Source organism: Spirosoma aureum, assembly GCF_011604685.1.
Taxonomy (GTDB): domain Bacteria; phylum Bacteroidota; class Bacteroidia; order Cytophagales; family Spirosomataceae; genus Spirosoma; species Spirosoma aureum.
Genome location: NZ_CP050063.1, coordinates 1,119,126 through 1,137,926, shown reverse-complemented (window position 1 = coordinate 1,137,926; position 18,801 = coordinate 1,119,126). Strand labels below are relative to the sequence as shown.

Here is an 18,801-nt window from a genome sequence, read left to right as displayed (position 1 = left end):
GGTCAAATACCCCCGCTATGTTCGCAGCATAGCGGGATTTTTTAAACTGGGTTCAGGAGCAGCCTTTGCTCGTAATGATGATGCGCGTATCGACTACTTCATACGATGCGCCAATGGATGCGCACAGCAATTGAAGCTGATCATACAGCGAGACACCCGCCAGTGAGGCCGTCAGGGTGCAATGCCGCAGGGCCGAAGCATCATAGATGATTTCTACACCATAGGCTTTTTTTAATCGGTCGAAAACGTTTGTAGCGGCTACATCGTCGAAATTGAACGTTTCCGGACTTTCGGCTACGGAAACAATAACCATCGGTCTGGGTACTAATTCTTTCTGATAGCTATGCTGGCCCGGATCGTAGGTTACCTGTTGATTGGCCGTTAATACCACGCCCGACACAGGGTTACGGCTCGACGTTCGGGAAGCCGCCCAGGCTTTTTGATCCATGACCGATACTTTGCCGGATATAACCGACACCCGCATGTGGGTTTCACCAGGGCGCGCCTGAACGCGGAATCGTGTGCCCAGTACGCGGGTAACCAGGGTGCCACTATAAACCAGAAAAGGCCGTTTTCCTTCGTGAACAACCGAGAACACGGCATCGCCTTTCAGATAAACCTCCCGTTTATCGGCATCGAACGAGCGCGGATACGATGCCTGGCTATGCGCCATCAGTGTCATCTGGCTCCCGTCGGGTAGGGCTAAAACTACCGGTTGAGAGGTGCCATTGACCTGATTAAACCACTGTTCGCTTGAGCGATTTTCCTGACCGGAGAACCGCTCCGTTTGGGCCAGTTGCCTTACCGGCGACCGATGTTGACTAACCCACCAACCCGCACCCAGAATCATGAATATCAGAGCCGCAGCCAACCAGCGATACTGGCTCAACGATGCCTTTAGCACAACCCAGCGTGAGGGCGTTGGTACATGGCGGGTCAGTTTAACAATCCGTTCCACTTCCAGAAACTCCTGCTCAACAGATAAGGTATGCGGGCGATTTTTGAGGGCTTCGGCCATGTCTTTAGCCAGCAGCAGCGTATGTCGCCGGGCAGGATTCTGCTTTTGCCATTCCTCCCAAAACTGCCGGGCGTCGGGTTGATCATGTTTTACCCAGGCCAGAAACCAGTTATCGGTCAGAAAATCCTCGACGGTATAGTGTTGATACGTGTTCATAGCGTATGAGAGTCAACCATCTCGTTCGTTAATAGGGGCGTTTTGTTGGACAATACTCAGTAGCAGGGTTATTTAGGAAACCACGCGTTCAATAACCAGCTTCCGACCAATGCCAGCAAGGATGGCCAGCTTTCCCGTAAACGGGTTAACCCACGATGTAGGAGATTCGCTACCGATTGTTTGTTAACCGCCAGTACATCAGCGATTTCATCGTTCGATAATTCGGCGTAGAACTTCAGGTGAATGGCTTCCCGCTGTCGATCAGACAGAGTTGCCAAGAGTGCGTTTAAGCGGGCTGTTTGATATTCAGACAGTTCAGTGCGAATCAGGGCTTGTTCGGCGGTAATTTCTTCAGAACATACATCATCGAACGGGACACTGTCATCACTGACAATGGTCGAATGGCGCATCACTTCCCGGTAGATTTTTCGCCGTAGGGATTTGTAGAGATAAGGCCGAATATAGGACGTTTGCACAATCTTGTGCCTGTAAGTCCACAAATCCAGAAACAGGTCTTGCAGACAGTCTTTCAGCAAATCAGAATCGCGGGTGAAGCGGCCCCCGTAGAAGTGAAGCTCGCGGTAAAAGTGCTGCACCAGTCCCTGAAAAGCATCCTGCCGGCCTTCCCTGAACTGCTGCCAGAGCAGAGTTTCGTCCGTTTTCTCCCACGTATTTTGGGCTTGCTGGCTTATATTGAGTTTCAGCATGATCTCTTCCCATTAAGAGCGATTCGATAACTAGTCAGGTACGTCCGGACGAAAGTGTTTTCACTCGTTAATAGGGGAGATAATTCAAATAATACTCAGTATTATACAAATAAATTGTAGAGCCAGAATTCTATATGGTAAAGTGTGGTTTCATTAGACGAATAGCTTCGCTTTTGCCTATATCTTCAGAATTCTTAAACAAGACATGAATGGAATACACTGCCTATACCGTATTCCATTCATGTCTTGTTTAAGTTCTACCAGCGTCCTTCTTTTCAGTGGGAAGGTTTAAATGACGCTCTTATCACCTGTCCCATCCGTGTTCGTTAAGCATCCAGTCCTTTACACACCCTAACAGGCCTGAAAGCAGCTAATTCAAAAATCATTGTATTCATGATGTGGGTGTTATCAAAAGCCTCCCGGAAAACCAATGTGATTGAGCATTTCCGCGGAGGGATGCTGATGCAACTGATGTAAACAACGATCTTACTTTTTCAAAACGATGGGTCCCCTAAACAAACATCGGCACCGAATCATTTCGGTGCCGATCTACAGATTGCGCATGGCCATCTCCTGGGTGTTGATGATGGATTTTGCCTTAGTTCAACATTCGGAATGGCTCACGCTGGTATGTACTTTATTTCGTAGAGAATCGATATTCGGTGGTTGTCTTATACGTTTGGCCCGGTCGGAGAACAGTGGTCGGGAAAGACGGCTGATTCGGCGAATCGGGGTAATGCTGGGTTTCCAGGCATAGGGCATCGCGCTTTTTATAGACAATACCGCCTGGTCCTATCGCTTTACCACTCATGTTATTACTGGTATAAAATTGCACAGCAGGCTCCGTAGTAAGGACTTCCATAACCCGACCACTGGTTGGTTCATAGACGGTAGCTGCCAGTCGCAATGAATCGCTCGGGCCGTTTATTATCCAGCAATGGTCGTAGCCTTTCCCATATTTAATCTGCACATCGCTCGAATCATTGATGCGTGCGCCAATTACCTGGGGTTTAGTAAAATCGAACGCTGTACCCGCAACCGGCTTCAATTCGCCGGTTGGAATCATGGTTTTATCGACGGGTAGATACCGGTCGGCATTCAGCGTTACTACATGATCAAGAATGTCGCGTTTGGGGCCACCGGTCAGGTTAAAATACGTGTGATTCGTTAGGTTAACGACGGTTGGTTTATCGGTTGTTGCCTGATAATCGATCTTCAGCGCGTTGTCTTTTGTCAGTGTATAGGTAACCTCAACGGCTAAATTTCCGGGATAACCTTCTTCGCCATCTTTTGATGTATAGGCCAGCTTGAGTGCGGGCTCCTCGCCATCTACGGGCGTAGCTGCCCAAAGCACTTTATCGAACCCAACTTTACCACCGTGCAGATGATTACCCATGTTATTGACAAGCAGGGAATAAGGCTTTCCGTCAAGCGTAAATTTGCCCTTGGCGATCCGGTTGCCATATCGTCCGACCAGTGCGCCAAAGAACGGATTTCCTTTTACGTACGTCGCCAGTGAATCAAATCGTAAGGTAACCTCCTCAAATTTTCCAGCCTTATCGGGCGCCAATAACGACACCACAATGCCGCCATAGTTAGTGATCTGGGCCGTCATACCGGCTGCGTTGCGGAGCGTGTACAGATCAGCGGTCTGCCCACCGGGCAATTGACCAAAGGCTGCTTTTTCAATACCGGCTTTCTGGCTCTCGTCAGTTGTTTTTTTCGTAGTAGAAGAACAGGAGGTCATCAGGAAACAGCCCGTTAGCAGGGCAACAGCTACTAGTTGAATTAAGATTTTCATGAATGATCGAGGGGATTTAGGACGCAGAGGCATAATGCAGAGCCATATTGTCTCTCTGCATCATACTCCTTGCTAAAGACCAGTAGCTACCAGAATATAACGTATACCAGCGCTAATAATGCACAAACAGCTATTGCCCCCAACCGAAATGATGCTGTCGTTTTAAACCAGTTGCTGTTGACAACAAAGGCCTTCGGATTCGATTGGCCCTTCGATTCGATCAGGCTTATTGTGACATGAACGGCCACACAAATCCAGAATACAGTACCCATACGGTTCAGGAACGGCATATCGGGTAGTTGATATTTAAACAAAGTCGATAGCGGTATGCTGAGCACCGCAGCAGCCAGCGCCCCATTCGCGGTGGCCCGTTTCCAGAACATCCCCAGCAGGAAGATGCACAGAATACCCGGTGAAATAAATCCTGTATACTCCTGAATGTACTCAAAACCCTGTCCGAAGTTTTTCAGGAACGGGCTAATGATCAGGGCAATGATAAACGACACCACAATGGCCACCCGACCCAGCCAGACCGTCTGTTTTTCGCTGATATTCGGATTTATATACTTCTTATGGATATCAAGCATATAAATCGTTGAGATACTGTTTGCCTTTCCGGCGAGCGACGCGACAATAGCCGCCGTCAGCGCAGCAAAGGAGAGCCCCTTCAGACCCGTCGGCAGGATATTGAGCAATACAGGATAGGCGTTGTCAGGTTTGACAATGTTGTTATCGGTAATGCCCTGTACGATAGCCGCATCGGCATTTTCCTGAAAGAGTACATAGGCCGCCAAACCCGGCAGAACCACAATGAATGGCATCATCAGTTTCAGGAAGGCCGCAAATAAAACACCGTTGCGGGCGGTACTCAGATCGGCCCCCAAAGCCCGCTGGATCATGTATTGATTGCAGCCAAAGTAGTTGAAATTGACAATCCACTGACCGCCAATCAGAAACATCATCAGGCCGGGAAGCTGGTTATAGGCATCTATTTTGCCCCCACGTCCGTCGTGAACAAAATACGTACCTTTCTGGAAAACCATATGCAGGTGGTGATCTGCCTTCTGGCGGATCAGGCTTAATCCTTCAAAAACCCCTTCGCCCGTTCCGACTTTATCGGATAGCAAACTCAGGGCCAGATAGGTCGTTGCCAGTCCGCCCACAACCAGACAAACCACCTGAATAACATCGGTATACCCGATCACTTTCATACCACCCAGAGTAATGAAAACAGCAAAAACCGTCAGAAATACGGCACAGGCCATGAAATCGAAGCCCGTCATCTTCTCCAGACTCAGTGCTCCCAGATAAATAATGGACGTCAGGTTGACCAGAATGTAGAGAAACAGCCAGAATACCGCCATAATGGTTGCGAGCCGCTTGTCGTAGCGCATCTGCAAAAACTGCGGCATGGTATAAATCTTGTTGTTGATGTACATCGGCAAAAAATAAATGGCGATGATCACCAGCGATAAGCCCCCAACCAGTTCATAGACCGAAATAGCCAGCCCTAACTGAAAAGCCTGCCCACTCATTCCAATAAATTGCTCGGCCGAAATATTCGAGGCAATGATGGACGCTCCAATCGCCCACCACGTCAGCGACCCTTCGGCCAGGAAAAAGTCCTTCGAGTCGGCGGTTTGCTTGCCTTTGTGCTTGTATACCCAATAACCGTAGGTGGCTACGATAATGAAATAGACCAGGAAGATAACGTAATCGACGGTTTCGAGTCCGAGTTTCATGTTGGTTTAGAATTTTGCTATGCCTGGTTCCGATGGGTCGGGGTTATCAGCACAAGAGAAATGACTAGGAAAATGGCTTAACATCCCTGCCCATAATAGGCATTCGTACCGTGTTTTCGCTCGTAATGCTTCAGCCGAAGCGTGTCTTTAATGCGAGGTGTATTGGGATTGATCTGGAGAGTCAGATAAGCCATTTTGGCTAATTCTTCGAGCACAGCCGAATTATAGACAGCTTTCTGGGCGGTCTTTCCCCAAGTAAATGGCCCGTGGTTCTGCAAAAGAACCATCTCCATTTCGCTGTATACCAAACCCTTATCGGTAAAGCAATTAAAAATCTGGTGCCCCGTTTCGTGCTCATAATCGCCCTGGATCATTTCGTCGGTTAGTGCCGGAGCACACGGAATGTCCTGATGCGTATGGTCGGCATGGGTCGTTCCAAAAATCGGAATGTCCAGACCCGCCTGCGACCACGCAACGGCATAGGTACTGTGCGTATGCGAAATACCACCGATTTTATCCCAGGTTTTGTAGAGCAGCGCGTGGGTTTTGGTATCCGACGACGGTCGCATAGATCCCTCCACAATCTTTGCATCATAATCGCAGATAACGATATCGTTGGGCTGGAGTTTTTCATAGGGCACTCCGCTCGGTTTAATGGCAAATAAGCCACGATCACGGTCAACTGCACTGACGTTACCAAACGTAAACAACACCAGGCCCAGCTTTGGCAGCTGCATGTTGGCCTCGTAACATTCTTCTTTTAAGGACTGATACATGGTTAATGAGTGAATAATAAATGAGTGAAAGAGCGAATGGTGAATGAGTGATCTGAAAGCTTTGCACTCATTTACATTTCTTCCTTTCGCTTATTAAAGTTCTACTACGACTACGGATACGGGTGGCAGACTTACGGTCAGATTGTCGCCATTCAGTTTAGCACCGTTGAACGCTACGGGCTTTACTTTGGTCAGATTCTCGAACGTGTTGTGGTCGTGGACATTGGCGGAAGTCAGGATACGCCCCGTTACGCCAGTAGCTTTCAGACCTTTCAGATCAACCGAAATTTCCTGCGGCTTCGTCGGATCGATGTTTACGAGCGATACATGAATTTTACCCGCTTTGTCGCGGGAAGCAGAGACGGACACGGCAGGCAGTTTATCTTTATCGAGCGTAAAATCATCGGATTTTACAGTAACCGGCAACATTGTCGCATCCTGGTGTACGTTATACATTTCCAGTACGTGATAGGTCGGCGTCAGTAGTACCTTATCGCCTTTTGTCAGAATTACCGCCTGCAATACATTGATCGCCTGAGCCAGATTGGCCATCCGCACGCGTTCGCAGTGTTTATGAAAAATGTTGAGCGTCGCACCGGCCAGAACGGCATCGCGCATGGTATTCTGCTGGTATAAGAAGCCAGGATTTGTACCCGGCTCAACATTGTACCAGCCGCCCCACTCGTCGACGATGAGCGCTATTTTTTTCTCCGGATCGTATTTATCCATGACTGCCGAGTGTTTTTCGATCAGCTCGTCCATCAGCAACGCCTGTTGCATGGTTTTGAAATACTCCTGATCCGTAAACTGCGTAGCCGATCCTTTTTTGCCTTCGCCCCACGACAGTACCGAATAGTGGTGCATGGCCAGCCCTTCCATCATGTTACCGGGAATGTTTTTCATGAGCGTTTCGGTCCAGTTGTAATCGTTATCGCTGGCTCCCGAAGCAATCCGAAAAATTTTCTCATTTCCCACTTTCGGGTTCATGAATGTGCTGTACTGCCGGTAAATGTTCGCATAGTAGTCGGGCTTCATGTTTCCTCCGCAACCCCAGGCTTCGTTTCCAACGCCCCAGTACCGTACATTCCAGGGTTTATCGCGGCCATTCTGCTGACGCAGATTCGACATGGGGCTATTCTTCTCGAAGTTCACGTACTGTACCCACTCGGTCAGGTCCTGCACCGTACCACTGCCGACGTTACCGGCCAGATAAGGTTCTGTACCCAGCAGTTCACACATATTCAGGAAATCGTGCGTTCCGAAGCTATTGTCTTCCGTGACCCCGCCCCACCAGGTATTGACAATTTTGGGGCGTTTTGCTTTTGGCCCGATCCCATCTTTCCAGTGGTAGGTATCGGCAAAACAGCCGCCCGGCCAGCGTAGATTCGGTATTTTAAGCTTTTTCAGCGCAGCGACAACATCCAGCCGAACCCCATTTTTATTGGGAATTTTAGCATTGTTTTCGCCTACATAAAAGCCATCGTAAATGCAGCGACCGAGGTGCTCGGCAAAATGACCATAGATATGCCGACTGATGATGTGCTTGCCTTCATCGGCATGAAGCGTCACTTTATTCTGAGCCATGGCAGTAAGACTCAGGCAGGCAAAAGTAAGGGGTAGGATAGTTTTTTTCATAGGAAAGGTGACTCGTAATGCCCCTCTCCTTACGTCAAAGAGAGGGGGTGAGGTGAGTACGTATTACCGATAAGCTGCTTCGCTCCAGCGTAATTCGTTTTTCAATTGCCGCAAGGTTGTGTTCTTATCAATCACAACCAGTTCGACACCGAAGATGTCGGCAAAGTCTTCAATATGCTCCGTTGTCATGTTTTGGCTGTAAACGGTATGGTGCGCTCCACCCGCCAGAATCCAAGCAGCACAGCCCGTTTGCATATCGGGCATGGGTTTCCACAAAGCGCGGGCCACCGGTAGTTTTGGCAACGCTTCCAGTACATTTACCGCTTCCACTTCGTTGACAATCAGCCGGAATCGATTTCCCATATCAACCAGCGACACATTGATGGCCGGACCTGCAGGGGCATTGAACACCAGCCGAACCGGATCAGCTTTACCACCAATTCCCAACGGGTGAATTTCGCAGGTTGGTTTATCGGCGGCAATGGATGGGCATATTTCGAGCATGTGTGAGCCCAGAACCAGCGGATTGGCGGGGTCGAAATGGTAGGTGTAATCTTCCATGAATGAATTGCCGCCCGGCAAACCAGCCGCCATAACTTTCAGCGTACGAACCATGGCGGAGGTTTTCCAGTCACCTTCGCCACCGAACCCGTATCCGTCGGCCATCAGGCGCTGTGAAGCAATTCCCGGAAGCTGGGTCATGCCATGCAAATCTTCGAACGTATCGGTATAAGCGCCGAAATTGCCGTCTTGCAGAAAAGCCCGCATTCCCAGTTCTATTTTGGCCGCATCGCGCAATGAACTGTGTTGCGACTGCCCTTTCAGCAGGGAATCCATCAGCGTATAGCTATCGGCATACTCCTCAACCAGCCGGTCGACCTCTGTATCGGTTACCTGATTGATCACCGCCACCAGATCACCGATTCCGTAGGTATTGACCGACATGCCAAAGGTAATTTCAGCCGCTACCTTATCGCCTTCCGTTACGGCCACCTGACGCATGTTGTCGCCAAAACGGGCCACTTTCATCGTCTTCAGTTCATAAGCCGCTACCGACACCCGCGCCCAGGCCGCAATCTTGTCAATAACATCCTGCTGCTGCCAGAACCCAACAACTACCTTACGATTCAGGCGCATTCGGGATACCATAAACCCAAACTCCCGGTCGCCATGCGCCGATTGGTTGAGGTTCATAAAGTCCATATCGATGCTGCCCCAGGGAATATCCCGATTGAATTGGGTATGCAGATGAAGCAACGGCTTTTTGAGGATAGTCAATCCCCGAATCCACATTTTTGCGGGCGAAAATGTATGCATCCAGGTGACAATACCCACGCAATTTTGGGCTACATTCGCTTCCTGGCAGATGGCATAAATTTCATCCGGAGTTTTTACAACGGGCTTGAATACAACCCGTACCGGAATTGCCGGTGCATCGTTTAGAAAGCCAGCAATGATTTGCGAATGGGCGTCTACCTGCCGAAGGGTTTCTTCACCATACAGGTGTTGACTGCCCGTGACAAACCAGACTTCATAGTGATTCAGATTGAGCATACTGGGTAATTGATTGGGAACTGCTTACTTGTTTATTTTCGATGAATGCACCGAGTTTAAGATACTTCTGATACAGCTTTTCATAGACGGATACCTGCTCTGGCCGGGGCTGGTATTCGGCGTCGAAACCAGATCCCATAGCCTGTTGAGCGGCCTCCATTGTTGGGTGAACGCCAGACGCTACAGCCGCACACATGGCCGCACCGAGTGCACAAGCCTGATCGGAGTTAGCAACCTGAATGGGTTTATTGAGCACATCGGAGAGGGTTTGCATCACAAAGGGCGACTTCTTGGCCACCCCGCCAATGGCAATGACTTTTTTGATCGGAACCCCTTCCTGCACAAAACGATCGACAATACTGCGGGAACCGAAGGCCGTAGCCTCTACCAAGGCTTTGAAAATTTTTGGCGCATCCGTTCCCAGATTCAGCCCGGCAATGGCTGCTTTAAGCGTATGATTAGCATCGGGAGTACGGCGGCCGTTGATCCAGTCCAGTGCAATCAGATCATTCTCCGTAACGGGCAATTGAGCAGCCTGCGCCGAAAGATGCGGTATAAGCTGGCTACTAAGTTTATCGGCGGCTTCGTCGCCCAGCAACTCGCGCACCGGACCGGTTATCAGCCGAGAAAACCAGGCATATACATCTCCAAAAGCCGACTGACCGGCTTCCAGACCCAGCATTCCCGGTGCTACGGAACCATCTACCTGCCCACAGATTCCCCGGATCAGCCGATGGCCGATTTCTTCGTTGGGAGCCATCAGGATATCGCAGGTAGACGTACCAATGATCCGGACGAAGGCATACGGTTCTATTTCAGCGCCTATGGCTCCCATGTGCGCATCGAAAGCCCCTACTCCAATGACAACATCAGTAGACAGCCCCAGTTTTTCGGCCCACTCTGCCGATAGTTTCCCCATCGGCTGGTCAGCTGTGTAAGTGTCGGTGAAAAGCCGGTCGCGCTGACCGCTCAGTAATGGGTCTAGTCGGGTCAGGAATTCATTGGACGGAAGGCCATCAAACTCACTATGCCAGAGCGCTTTATGACCAGCAGCACAACGCGACCGACGGAGTGTAAGCGGATTTGTGTTGCCGGTCAGGACAGCCGATATCCAGTCGCAGTGTTCGACCCACGAAAAAGCGTGCTGCCGAATCGCTTCATCAACCCGAAGGGTTCGCAGCATTTTTGCCCAGAACCATTCCGAGGAATAAATTCCACCCACATATTTGGTGTAATCTGTATCCCAATGATGGGCGAGATTATTAATCTCCTCCGCTTCAGCATTAGCCGTATGGTCTTTCCAGAGGATAAACATACCGTTCGGATTCTCGGCAAAATCGTGACGTAATGCCAAAGGCAAGCCTGTTTCATCAACGGGGCCTGGCGTAGAACCCGTCGTGTCGATCGAAATGCCGACTATGTTTTGTCGAACATCGGCGGGCGCTTTGGCCAGCGCACCCGTAATGGTGGCCTCCAGCCCTTCCAGGTAATCGAGCGGGTGCTGCCGAAACTGCGACGTGGCCGGGTTACAATAGAGGCCTTTTTTCCAGCGAGCGTATTCGTGAACATGCGTTCCAACGGCTTGACCGGTCTGCGTATCGACGATCAGCGCCCTGACCGAGTCGGTGCCAAAGTCAACACCGATAACGTATGGATTGCTCATAATGATGACTGATAACTTCGTGCAAATTCGTTGTCAACCGGGGCTTTTTTCAAGCCCAGTACAGGGTGATTTCTTGAATAGTGTTTATCTGACACAATACTACAAATTCGTTGTGTTCTTTCAACAAGAAATAGTAATTAATTTTTATTTAACACCGATGAAAGCTAGCTGTGGCCTGGTTGGTATCGGAATATTTCATGGGAAAAGTCATCCTTACGCCAGTGTTAATTCGGGGAAGAAGCTAACATAGTCTGTCAGGTATTGCTGATACTTTTCGGAATTGAGCCGATACAGTTGCCCTTTCTTGGTAACCGAATTGGTGTCTTTCTCACCAGTACTGACTAAAAGTCCCGTCGACATGATCTTTCGGCTGAAGTTCCGACGATCAAGCTGCGTCTTATAGATTGCCTCATATAACTTCTGGAGCTGAGGAATCGTAAATTTTTCGGGTAACAGTTCAAAACCGATCGCGTGAAGAGCGGCTTTATAGCGTAAGCGATGCAGGGCCTGTTCAACCATTGCGTTATGATCAAAGATCAATTCAGGCTTGTTATTCAAGCTGAGCCAATACGCATTGTGTGCCTTTATGGTATTTACGTCCTGCTGTTCAATGTTAACAAGTGCGTAATAAACGACCGAGATCGTACGCTCAACCGGATCGCGGTTCACAGCACCAAAGGTTTGAAGTTGCTCCAGGTAATTATTGGTCAGTCCGGTCAGCTCGTATAAAATGCGCTGAGAAGCGGCTTCCAGGTCTTCTGTGTCGTTCAAAAATCCGCCCATAAGCGACCACTTCCCTTTTTCGGGCTCAAAGTTGCGCTTGATCAGAAGCAATTTAATCTCTTCGCCATCGAAGCCGAAAATAATACAGTCAAGCGCTACCAGAATCCGGCTAGGGTGCGTATAATGAATCATGGTCTGTCAATCAGCGGCTCTTTCGAACCAAATAGTGTATTCGGCACACAATTATAGGAAAAGATATTTTCTCTCCGAAAAAAGTGCTAAAATAATTTAGAGTCAGCCATATACGCATAAATAATCCGGCAGGAATCTAGGCATCTACTCAACCGCTTCCTTTTCTTTGTGATTGATACGAATTATTTCAACAGGAATTTTGCAGCAAAAACATGCCTCGGTTTAACTGAACATCATCAAGAACCATGTCAAGCCTTTCTGCAAGGTCCCTATTCAATTCTTACTTTTCATGGATCGCCGTCAGTTCATTCAACAGGCCAGCATGGCCAGTGCAGGCTTACTCATCAATTATTCGTCCGTATTGTCAGCGTCAGCCCCTGATTTTCCTGTTGTTCGGACAGCAGCAGGCCATCGTAACTTCACGAGCACGGCCGTTGAACAAACCATCGGGCGGATGCACAAAACCATTCGCGATCCTGAATTAGCCTGGCTGTTTGAAAACTGTTTCCCCAACACGCTTGATACCACCGTGCAGTTTAGCACTGCGAACGGCAAGCCTGATACGTTTGTCATTACCGGCGATATCGACGCCATGTGGTTACGTGACAGCACAGCGCAGGTGTGGCCCTATCTGCCGCTAATCAAACAGGATAAAGAACTTCGGCAACTGATTGAGGGCGTCATTCGACGGCAGGCCCGGTGCATTATCCGAGACCCCTATGCGAACGCGTTTTATGCCGACGCAACCAAAGAGGGCGAGTGGAAAAAAGACGTTACGGCCATGAAACCGGGACTCCACGAACGCAAATGGGAGCTAGATTCCCTATGTTACCCTATTCGATTGGCTTACCACTACTGGAAAACGACCGGCGACACGAGCCCATTCGATGCTGATTGGCTAAAGGCTATGACGTTAGTACTGCAAACCTGTCGTGAGCAACAGCGCAAAATAAACCGAGGGCCTTACAAGTTCGGGCGTGAGACTTCCTGGTCTACAGACACGGTTCCGGGCAACGGATATGGCAACCCAACACGACCGATTGGCTTAATTCACAGCATTTTCCGGCCTTCTGACGATGCGACAGTTTTCCCGTTCTATGTCCCATCCAACTGGTTTGCAGTCGCATCATTCCGGCAGTTAGCTACGATGATAGACCAGATACAACCCGGCGAAGTTGCCTTTGCGAAAGAATGCCGGACATTGGCCAACGAAGTAGAAGGCGCCCTGAAACAGTATGCCATTTATGATCATCCGAAATACGGCAAAATTTACGCACTGGAAGTTGATGGGTATGGAAATCGGTTGCTTCAGGATGATGCCAACGTACCGAATCTGCTGGCGCTGCCCTATCTGGGAGCCTGCCCGGTTAGTGATCCAGTCTATCGAAACACCCGTCGGTTTGTTCTTAGCCCCGACAACCCGTATTTTTTCAGTGGAAAAGCCGCAGAAGGTGTCGGTAGTCCACATACGCTGGTCAATAGCATCTGGCCAATGAGCCTGATTATGCGGGCGCTTACCTCCACCGACGATCAGGAGATCGTGGCGCAGCTTCGTCAGTTGAAAAAAACTCATGCCGGTACGGGGTTCATGCATGAATCTTTCGATCAGGACGAACCGACAAAATTTACCCGCAAGTGGTTTGCCTGGGCAAACACGCTCTTTGGTGAACTCATACTGAAATTAGCTGCCGAACGACCGCATTTACTGAGCAAACCGGTATAACTGAATACCGGCAATTTCATTTCCTTCTTTTATCCGTAACGTACATCATAACCCTATATATCAATGCAATACTATAAAATAGCGCTATCTACCCTGCTGTTTCTGATCGGTTCGATAGGGCATTGGTACATCATGTATTGGCAGTTTAAAAACAACAAATGGATTCAGTCGCCAATGCCCTACCTGTTGGCTGTAGGCTGTGCCTGGTTATGGATACAAGCCTCAAAATTTGGCGTCGAGGGCTTTAATGGCTCCATGTGGTCGAATCGATTTCTGTTTTTTGTAACGGGTGTAATCGCCGGAGCCATTCTCTACCCGATTCACTACGGGCAGGCCTTTACGCTAAAAGTATTCGTACAGTTACTGTTGGCGTTATCAATTATTCTGGTTTCCATATTGTGGAAATAGGTCTCTATGGCCTTTCTTCCCAGCAATCAGCTTGCGTAATATGTCTCCCGCTATGTATTTTTATGCCTTTAACCATTTTAGCAACATGATCCGTTTTTTGAGCTGTTGTCTGTTCTTCGCAGCAGTCTATTGTCCGCTTTTTGCCCAGCAGTCTTATGATATTGAAGCCGGCAAACCAGCCCAGCTCAATGGCATCGACTATGGTTTTGAGATCAATAATGAGCGTCGTATCGAAATCAGCGGGGAGTCTTTTATGCGGTATGAGGTAACCATTTACGTCACCAACAAGAGTAATTGTACGAAACTATTTTTTCCACGACAGACCGTTTTTGGTCAGGAAAACCTCAATGAACTTGCCTCGTTCGATTGTCTAAACGCCAACGGGAAACGATTAACATCTAAAGGCGGCAAAATCATGGCAAGACCTTTTACAGTACCCTACCAGCAGAAAATTAAAAACGCAGAGGGAAAAGAGGTCACGACGACAACCAATATTCAGGCAGGCCATATGATCCGGAACGGCGAAACGGTCAATAACACATTCATTGCGATTGTTCCGAACGGCGAACGCCCACAGATGAAAGTCCGAATCCGGGAAATTCCGGATTTATAGCTAGTTGTTACTTTTTCAATAAAAGCACGAATGCCATAACTCAGCTTATGGCATTCGTGTATTCAGACTTGCTTAGGCTCTTATTTTGCCCGGCTTACCTGCCAGGTACCGACCGATTGGCCCCCATCTGCCTTCCATGTTCCTTTCAGGCCTGGGTCAGCGAGTTTTCCCGTAAAGCTCACCTCATCTCCATCCGACGGATCAGCGTACGAAGCGCTCAACTGTTCTTTTTCCCAAACGGCAGTTTTCAGGTCAATTGGGTATCGGTTTCCATCGTCGGTTATCATAATTACCTGCCCGGTAAGCTTGCCATTGCTGTCCTGATTGAGCACCAGTTCAAATTTTCCTGAAGAAGCCCCGTCAAATGAACCGACCCATTTACCGGTAACCGTCTGACTATTGGCCGATGCCGTTGTCTGCGCTGTAGCCGCCTGAAATGTAGCGACAATCATAAGAATGGATGCAAGTAGTGTCTTGATAAACATCAGAAAATCGTTTAAATGGTTTTGTTGGTTCAATGATAAGAGGATGATTTATGGTGAATCGTTGCATAAATTATTTATAAAATATTTATCGCAGCGTGATAGGCTGTTCCAATTTAGAGTCAAAGTCATCGGCTAGTTTTTGAGCCACCCGTCTATAAGCCTCTCCATCGGGATGCATACCGTCGTAGGCTGTTTTCCAGGTAAGCAAGTTTGAATAATCAATTAATTTTATCCGGGCCTGATTAAATAGCTGACGGAGTTCGGTATCCATCGGATACATTGGAAAGATAACCACGTAGAAATTATCATTCCCAAATTGCTCATTATATAATTCTTTTGACTTCCTGACGATATTGACAAATCGGCGGTACTGCTCTGTACTGTATTTTCCGGGAAAATTAAGTTTAAAAAGCCTGGCCACGTTGCTTTTATACATCCACTGGATAAGCTTTAAACGGACTGGGTGTTTTTGTGCATACGAGCCGTCAACCGTCAACTTATCGGCATTCACGTGCGGCAAATAGCCGTCTGAATTATAAGCCCATCTTGTACTGGGAGCCACTCGGGCCAGATGATCTTCGATATAGGTATAGAAAGCTACTCCATTTTTTTCAGCTACTTCTTTTCGAATGTTAATCGTTTGCAGCAACGCCAGCATATGGGCTGGTGAATGCCCGGACACACCATAATTATAGGGATGATAACCCGTTTGTCGACCAAAAAAATAAGGAATCGTACTCGTATCCGAAACCGATTCGCCGTAGGTAAATGAGCATCCCAGAAATAAGGCATACTTCCCGACAGACTGGCCTTTATCGAAAGGAGTAATCCGTCTGGATAAACTATCAATATGGTAGGCAACCGATCTGTTTTTTTCTAAAGCGGTTGGCTTTCCGTGAATCAAACGATTCTCCTTAATTGAATAAATCGTTTCATATTGACCCGGCGAGGGGCGACTCATTCCCAGACTATCATACCTGATCAACGAAAAATTAGTGCGTCTGGTCGCAATCGGATCTCGCTGGAGTACGGTTCTTTGGGGCGATATCAGTGGCGTTCCGTCTTTCCAGTGCAAAACAACCGCGCAAATACCCTCTAGGATAAACCAGCTCAGGACAAAACTTAGCAGTGACAGGATACTTCCTTTCGCCCACGATTTACCGTACAGTAAGACATAACTAACAACACTGATAACGCTAAATCCAATAATGATGTAAAGGATTGAGTAAATACTGGCAACTTCAGGTGGTGCTCCCGGTGGCTTCTCCCGCATGAGCTGAGCGCATAAAACGGGAATACTTCCCAGAAGGAGTAAAGTAATTGCCCAATAAAAGAATCGGTAAAATTTAAGCTGAGTATTCATCAATTTAACTACAAACAATAACTTAGGACTTTCGCTCAGAACCGTGCCACGGTTACTAATGCTTGATGGATAAACCGTGGCACGGTTCTGAGCGAAAGTCCTAAAACTAACTGACTTCCAGACTCCGGCAATGAGGTAAATAGTTGTAAATCACATTTTGTGAAGCACCTATTTCTCCCATTCATCTACGTACCTTTTTAATTTACTTGTGAGAATGAATTCTGCTCTTTTTAGCCATTAACGGTACCGATCAATAAAATAGTATCACTAATCTATATAAAAATCCACAATTAATATCAATAAAATCCACATAATTATTCATTTGCCAGGTGCACAAACAAGTTCACAAAGTAATTAACCCAGGCAATCAAACAGGACGTCAATCCTGATAAGTTTTGAGTACACTTGATTCTTACTCAACCAGGGCGCTACTGTGCATAATGAAGCCGTAAAAATGTATCGACTGAATTATCATTGACAGGCCACGTTTATGTTTATACGTTAGGCCAAAGATATCTGCGCTTTAACGGCCCGATTGATGACGAACTGCCGGGCTTCGTCGTATTCTTCAGGCGTTCGCAAATGTTCGAGCAGCAACGGCACCTCCTGCGGCAAGGCTGTTACATTTCGGAGGTATGTACCATAATCCATTTCGCCACGGCCAGGCATGGTTTCAGCAAAATGCCCATCCTTGCCATAAACATCTTTCGCGTGAGACGAGACGATCCAACGGCCTAACAGACGGAATGTCTCATTGATCAAGGCTGTATTGTTGTAATAGCGCGCAGGACTATTAATGATGTTGGCAATATCGATATGGGCCCCAAACGCCGGACGGTCAATTGCTTTGATAAATTTCAGGTATGATTCTGGGCCGTCAGGCAAGCTCCATCCCATCATTTCAAGTGCAAATCTGGCTTTTTTGGGCTTCACCCCGTCAATCACTTTGCGGCAGTTCTCGACCGTAGCGTCGAAATATTCGCGGGTTAGGTTGCGGGTATCCGGACCGTCCCATTGTTTGGGATTATAGGAGCCGCCAATATTGACACACGTCAGTGCGCCAACAGCTTCAGCTAAAGCCAGCCGTTCGGTAACGTAGTTCAGGTTTTTACGACGCTTTTCGGCATCCTGATCCAGCATATTGACCCAGGCACCTACCTCGGCAATGATCACATTCTGCCCCGCAAATGCTTTCCGAATGGCATTGATTTTTGTAGAATCCTTAAAGTCAACGGCAGGAACATAGGCTGAACTGTAGTTTAACCGTCGATGCTCCCTTGCCAGCTCCTCCGGATCGTCGCTTTTCAGGAAAATAGGCCCGCCTAACCGCAATGGCTTTCGCGATATGGTGTCTGGTGTAACTATAGACGGCGTAGTCAGCAGACTCCCCGACAAAATGGCCGACGACCGCAGGAAGGCACGACGCGAAACAGGATTCATTTTCTCTTAGCGCTAGATAGTGTCTGTTTTAGCTGCTCCGGTCTTACTCCATGCCCATTTTTAGCACTTGCCCTACTTCTTTGTGATAGAGTCGGCCAATGGGTAGTTCCTGTCCCGCAACGTCGACATAACTGGGCGTATAGGCCGATATTTTGTCGACCGCTACGATAAACGAGCGATGAATTCGTAAAAAAACCGCTTCAGGCAACATCTCTTCCAGCGAGCTAATGCTTTGTTTAACCACCAATGGACGAGCGTCGGCCGTTACAATTTTAACGTAATCCTTCAAACTCTCGATGTACAGTATGTCGCGGGTAAATACTTTAACCATCTTGCGATCAACCCGAAAATAAAGAAACGTATTAGTATGCAGAGCCTCGGCGGGTTTCTCGACGGATAAAACAGAAGGTGGCTCTGCATGTCCGGCTCGGATCGGTATTTGCTCTGCTTTCATGACCTTGGAAACCGCCCGCAGAAATCGCTCAAAAGGAATAGGCTTGAGCAGGTAATCAACCACATCGAGTTCGTAACCTTCCAACGCATAATCACGATAAGCCGTTGTAAAAATAATTTTAGGTGGTTGTCGTAAGCTACGCACAAAGTCGGTTCCGAGTAGCTGAGGCATTTTGATGTCCAGAAACAATAGATCAACCGATGTTGCCTGCAATACGCCAAACGCCTGAATAGCATTATGACACTTACCCACGATCTCCAGCCCATCTACCATGCCGACATAGGTCTCAATCACTTCCAGTGCGTGAGGTTCATCATCAACTAGTAAACAGCGTATTTTCATCATGAT

16 protein-coding genes are annotated in these 18,801 nt (G+C 48.1%); 3 read left to right on the top strand and 13 right to left on the bottom strand.

Annotation, left to right across the window (positions count from 1 at the left end; translation table 11 throughout):
* Nucleotides 1-52: 52 nt before the first annotated feature.
* From G8759_RS04640 to G8759_RS04600, 9 genes are all read right to left on the bottom strand, one after another.
* Nucleotides 53-1,174, bottom strand: coding sequence for a FecR family protein (locus G8759_RS04640; protein ID WP_167205664.1), 1,122 nt, complete (start codon nucleotides 1,172-1,174; stop codon nucleotides 53-55).
* 68 nt (nucleotides 1,175-1,242) lie between these two features.
* Entirely contained in the window at nucleotides 1,243-1,881 is a 639-nt protein-coding gene (locus G8759_RS04635) for an RNA polymerase sigma factor (protein ID WP_167205662.1), read from the bottom strand.
* 637 nt (nucleotides 1,882-2,518) lie between these two features.
* A complete protein-coding gene (locus G8759_RS04630) occupies nucleotides 2,519-3,682 on the bottom strand; it encodes an aldose epimerase family protein (protein WP_167205660.1) in 1,164 nt (387 codons plus the stop codon).
* Nucleotides 3,683-3,768: 86 nt separating this feature from the next.
* Entirely contained in the window at nucleotides 3,769-5,424 is a 1,656-nt protein-coding gene (locus tag G8759_RS04625) for a sodium/sugar symporter (protein WP_167205658.1), read from the bottom strand.
* A gap of 77 nt (nucleotides 5,425-5,501) precedes the next feature.
* Complete coding sequence (locus G8759_RS04620; protein WP_167205656.1) at nucleotides 5,502-6,200, bottom strand: L-ribulose-5-phosphate 4-epimerase; 699 nt, start codon at nucleotides 6,198-6,200, stop codon at nucleotides 5,502-5,504.
* Between the two features lie 93 nt (nucleotides 6,201-6,293).
* Nucleotides 6,294-7,835, bottom strand: coding sequence for an alpha-N-arabinofuranosidase (locus G8759_RS04615; protein WP_167205654.1), 1,542 nt, complete (start codon nucleotides 7,833-7,835; stop codon nucleotides 6,294-6,296).
* A gap of 63 nt (nucleotides 7,836-7,898) precedes the next feature.
* Nucleotides 7,899-9,389, bottom strand: coding sequence for an L-arabinose isomerase (gene araA, locus G8759_RS04610; RefSeq protein ID WP_167205652.1), 1,491 nt, complete (start codon nucleotides 9,387-9,389; stop codon nucleotides 7,899-7,901).
* Nucleotides 9,367-11,052, bottom strand: coding sequence for a ribulokinase (locus G8759_RS04605; RefSeq protein WP_167205650.1), 1,686 nt, complete (start codon nucleotides 11,050-11,052; stop codon nucleotides 9,367-9,369). Before G8759_RS04605 ends, araA begins: the two co-directional genes overlap by 23 nt.
* Nucleotides 11,053-11,265: 213 nt before the next feature.
* Nucleotides 11,266-11,967: an NUDIX hydrolase gene (locus G8759_RS04600; protein ID WP_167205648.1), complete on the bottom strand. Its 702-nt coding sequence runs from the start codon at nucleotides 11,965-11,967 to the stop codon at nucleotides 11,266-11,268.
* Nucleotides 11,968-12,256: 289 nt separating this feature from the next.
* Here G8759_RS04600 and G8759_RS04595 point away from each other — a divergent pair, with 289 nt between their 5' ends.
* The 3 genes from G8759_RS04595 (at nucleotide 12,257) to G8759_RS04585 (ending at nucleotide 14,711) form a co-directional block, all read left to right on the top strand.
* Nucleotides 12,257-13,690, top strand: coding sequence for a glycoside hydrolase family 125 protein (locus tag G8759_RS04595; RefSeq protein WP_167205646.1), 1,434 nt, complete (start codon nucleotides 12,257-12,259; stop codon nucleotides 13,688-13,690).
* Nucleotides 13,691-13,753: 63 nt separating this feature from the next.
* Nucleotides 13,754-14,098, top strand: a complete 345-nt coding sequence (locus G8759_RS04590; protein WP_167205644.1) for a hypothetical protein — start codon at nucleotides 13,754-13,756, stop codon at nucleotides 14,096-14,098.
* A gap of 85 nt (nucleotides 14,099-14,183) precedes the next feature.
* Nucleotides 14,184-14,711, top strand: coding sequence for an ABC transporter permease (locus G8759_RS04585; protein ID WP_162391478.1), 528 nt, complete (start codon nucleotides 14,184-14,186; stop codon nucleotides 14,709-14,711).
* Nucleotides 14,712-14,791: 80 nt separating this feature from the next.
* Here the strand turns inward: G8759_RS04585 and G8759_RS04580 are convergent, their stop codons facing one another.
* The 4 genes from G8759_RS04580 to G8759_RS04565 all read right to left on the bottom strand — a co-directional run bounded on the left by G8759_RS04580 (nucleotide 14,792) and on the right by G8759_RS04565 (nucleotide 18,795).
* Nucleotides 14,792-15,163, bottom strand: coding sequence for a hypothetical protein (locus tag G8759_RS04580; RefSeq protein ID WP_232074128.1), 372 nt, complete (start codon nucleotides 15,161-15,163; stop codon nucleotides 14,792-14,794).
* 118 nt (nucleotides 15,164-15,281) lie between these two features.
* Nucleotides 15,282-16,559, bottom strand: a complete 1,278-nt coding sequence (locus G8759_RS04575) for a hypothetical protein (protein WP_167205642.1) — start codon at nucleotides 16,557-16,559, stop codon at nucleotides 15,282-15,284.
* Between the two features lie 501 nt (nucleotides 16,560-17,060).
* On the bottom strand, nucleotides 17,061-17,999 hold the full coding sequence (locus tag G8759_RS04570; protein WP_167205640.1) for a sugar phosphate isomerase/epimerase family protein: 939 nt from the start codon (nucleotides 17,997-17,999) through the stop codon (nucleotides 17,061-17,063).
* 43 nt (nucleotides 18,000-18,042) lie between these two features.
* Complete coding sequence (locus G8759_RS04565) at nucleotides 18,043-18,795, bottom strand: LytR/AlgR family response regulator transcription factor (RefSeq protein WP_167218693.1); 753 nt, start codon at nucleotides 18,793-18,795, stop codon at nucleotides 18,043-18,045.
* Nucleotides 18,796-18,801: the final 6 nt, after the last annotated feature.

Excerpts from the sequence above, each read along its gene's own strand:
- G8759_RS04640 (WP_167205664.1), bottom strand. The coding sequence starts at position 1,174 with ATGAACACGTATCAACACTATACCGTCGAGGATTTTCTGACCGATAAC.
- G8759_RS04635 (WP_167205662.1), bottom strand. The coding sequence starts at position 1,881 with ATGCTGAAACTCAATATAAGCCAGCAAGCCCAAAATACGTGGGAGAAA.
- G8759_RS04630 (WP_167205660.1), bottom strand. The coding sequence starts at position 3,682 with ATGAAAATCTTAATTCAACTAGTAGCTGTTGCCCTGCTAACGGGCTGT.
- G8759_RS04625 (WP_167205658.1), bottom strand. The coding sequence starts at position 5,424 with ATGAAACTCGGACTCGAAACCGTCGATTACGTTATCTTCCTGGTCTAT.
- G8759_RS04620 (WP_167205656.1), bottom strand. The coding sequence starts at position 6,200 with ATGTATCAGTCCTTAAAAGAAGAATGTTACGAGGCCAACATGCAGCTG.
- G8759_RS04615 (WP_167205654.1), bottom strand. The coding sequence starts at position 7,835 with ATGAAAAAAACTATCCTACCCCTTACTTTTGCCTGCCTGAGTCTTACT.
- araA (WP_167205652.1), bottom strand. The coding sequence starts at position 9,389 with ATGCTCAATCTGAATCACTATGAAGTCTGGTTTGTCACGGGCAGTCAA.
- G8759_RS04605 (WP_167205650.1), bottom strand. The coding sequence starts at position 11,052 with ATGAGCAATCCATACGTTATCGGTGTTGACTTTGGCACCGACTCGGTC.
- G8759_RS04600 (WP_167205648.1), bottom strand. The coding sequence starts at position 11,967 with ATGATTCATTATACGCACCCTAGCCGGATTCTGGTAGCGCTTGACTGT.
- G8759_RS04595 (WP_167205646.1), top strand. The coding sequence starts at position 12,257 with ATGGATCGCCGTCAGTTCATTCAACAGGCCAGCATGGCCAGTGCAGGC.
- G8759_RS04590 (WP_167205644.1), top strand. The coding sequence starts at position 13,754 with ATGCAATACTATAAAATAGCGCTATCTACCCTGCTGTTTCTGATCGGT.
- G8759_RS04585 (WP_162391478.1), top strand. The coding sequence starts at position 14,184 with ATGATCCGTTTTTTGAGCTGTTGTCTGTTCTTCGCAGCAGTCTATTGT.
- G8759_RS04580 (WP_232074128.1), bottom strand. The coding sequence starts at position 15,163 with ATGATTGTCGCTACATTTCAGGCGGCTACAGCGCAGACAACGGCATCG.
- G8759_RS04575 (WP_167205642.1), bottom strand. The coding sequence starts at position 16,559 with ATGAATACTCAGCTTAAATTTTACCGATTCTTTTATTGGGCAATTACT.
- G8759_RS04570 (WP_167205640.1), bottom strand. The coding sequence starts at position 17,999 with ATGAATCCTGTTTCGCGTCGTGCCTTCCTGCGGTCGTCGGCCATTTTG.
- G8759_RS04565 (WP_167218693.1), bottom strand. The coding sequence starts at position 18,795 with ATGAAAATACGCTGTTTACTAGTTGATGATGAACCTCACGCACTGGAA.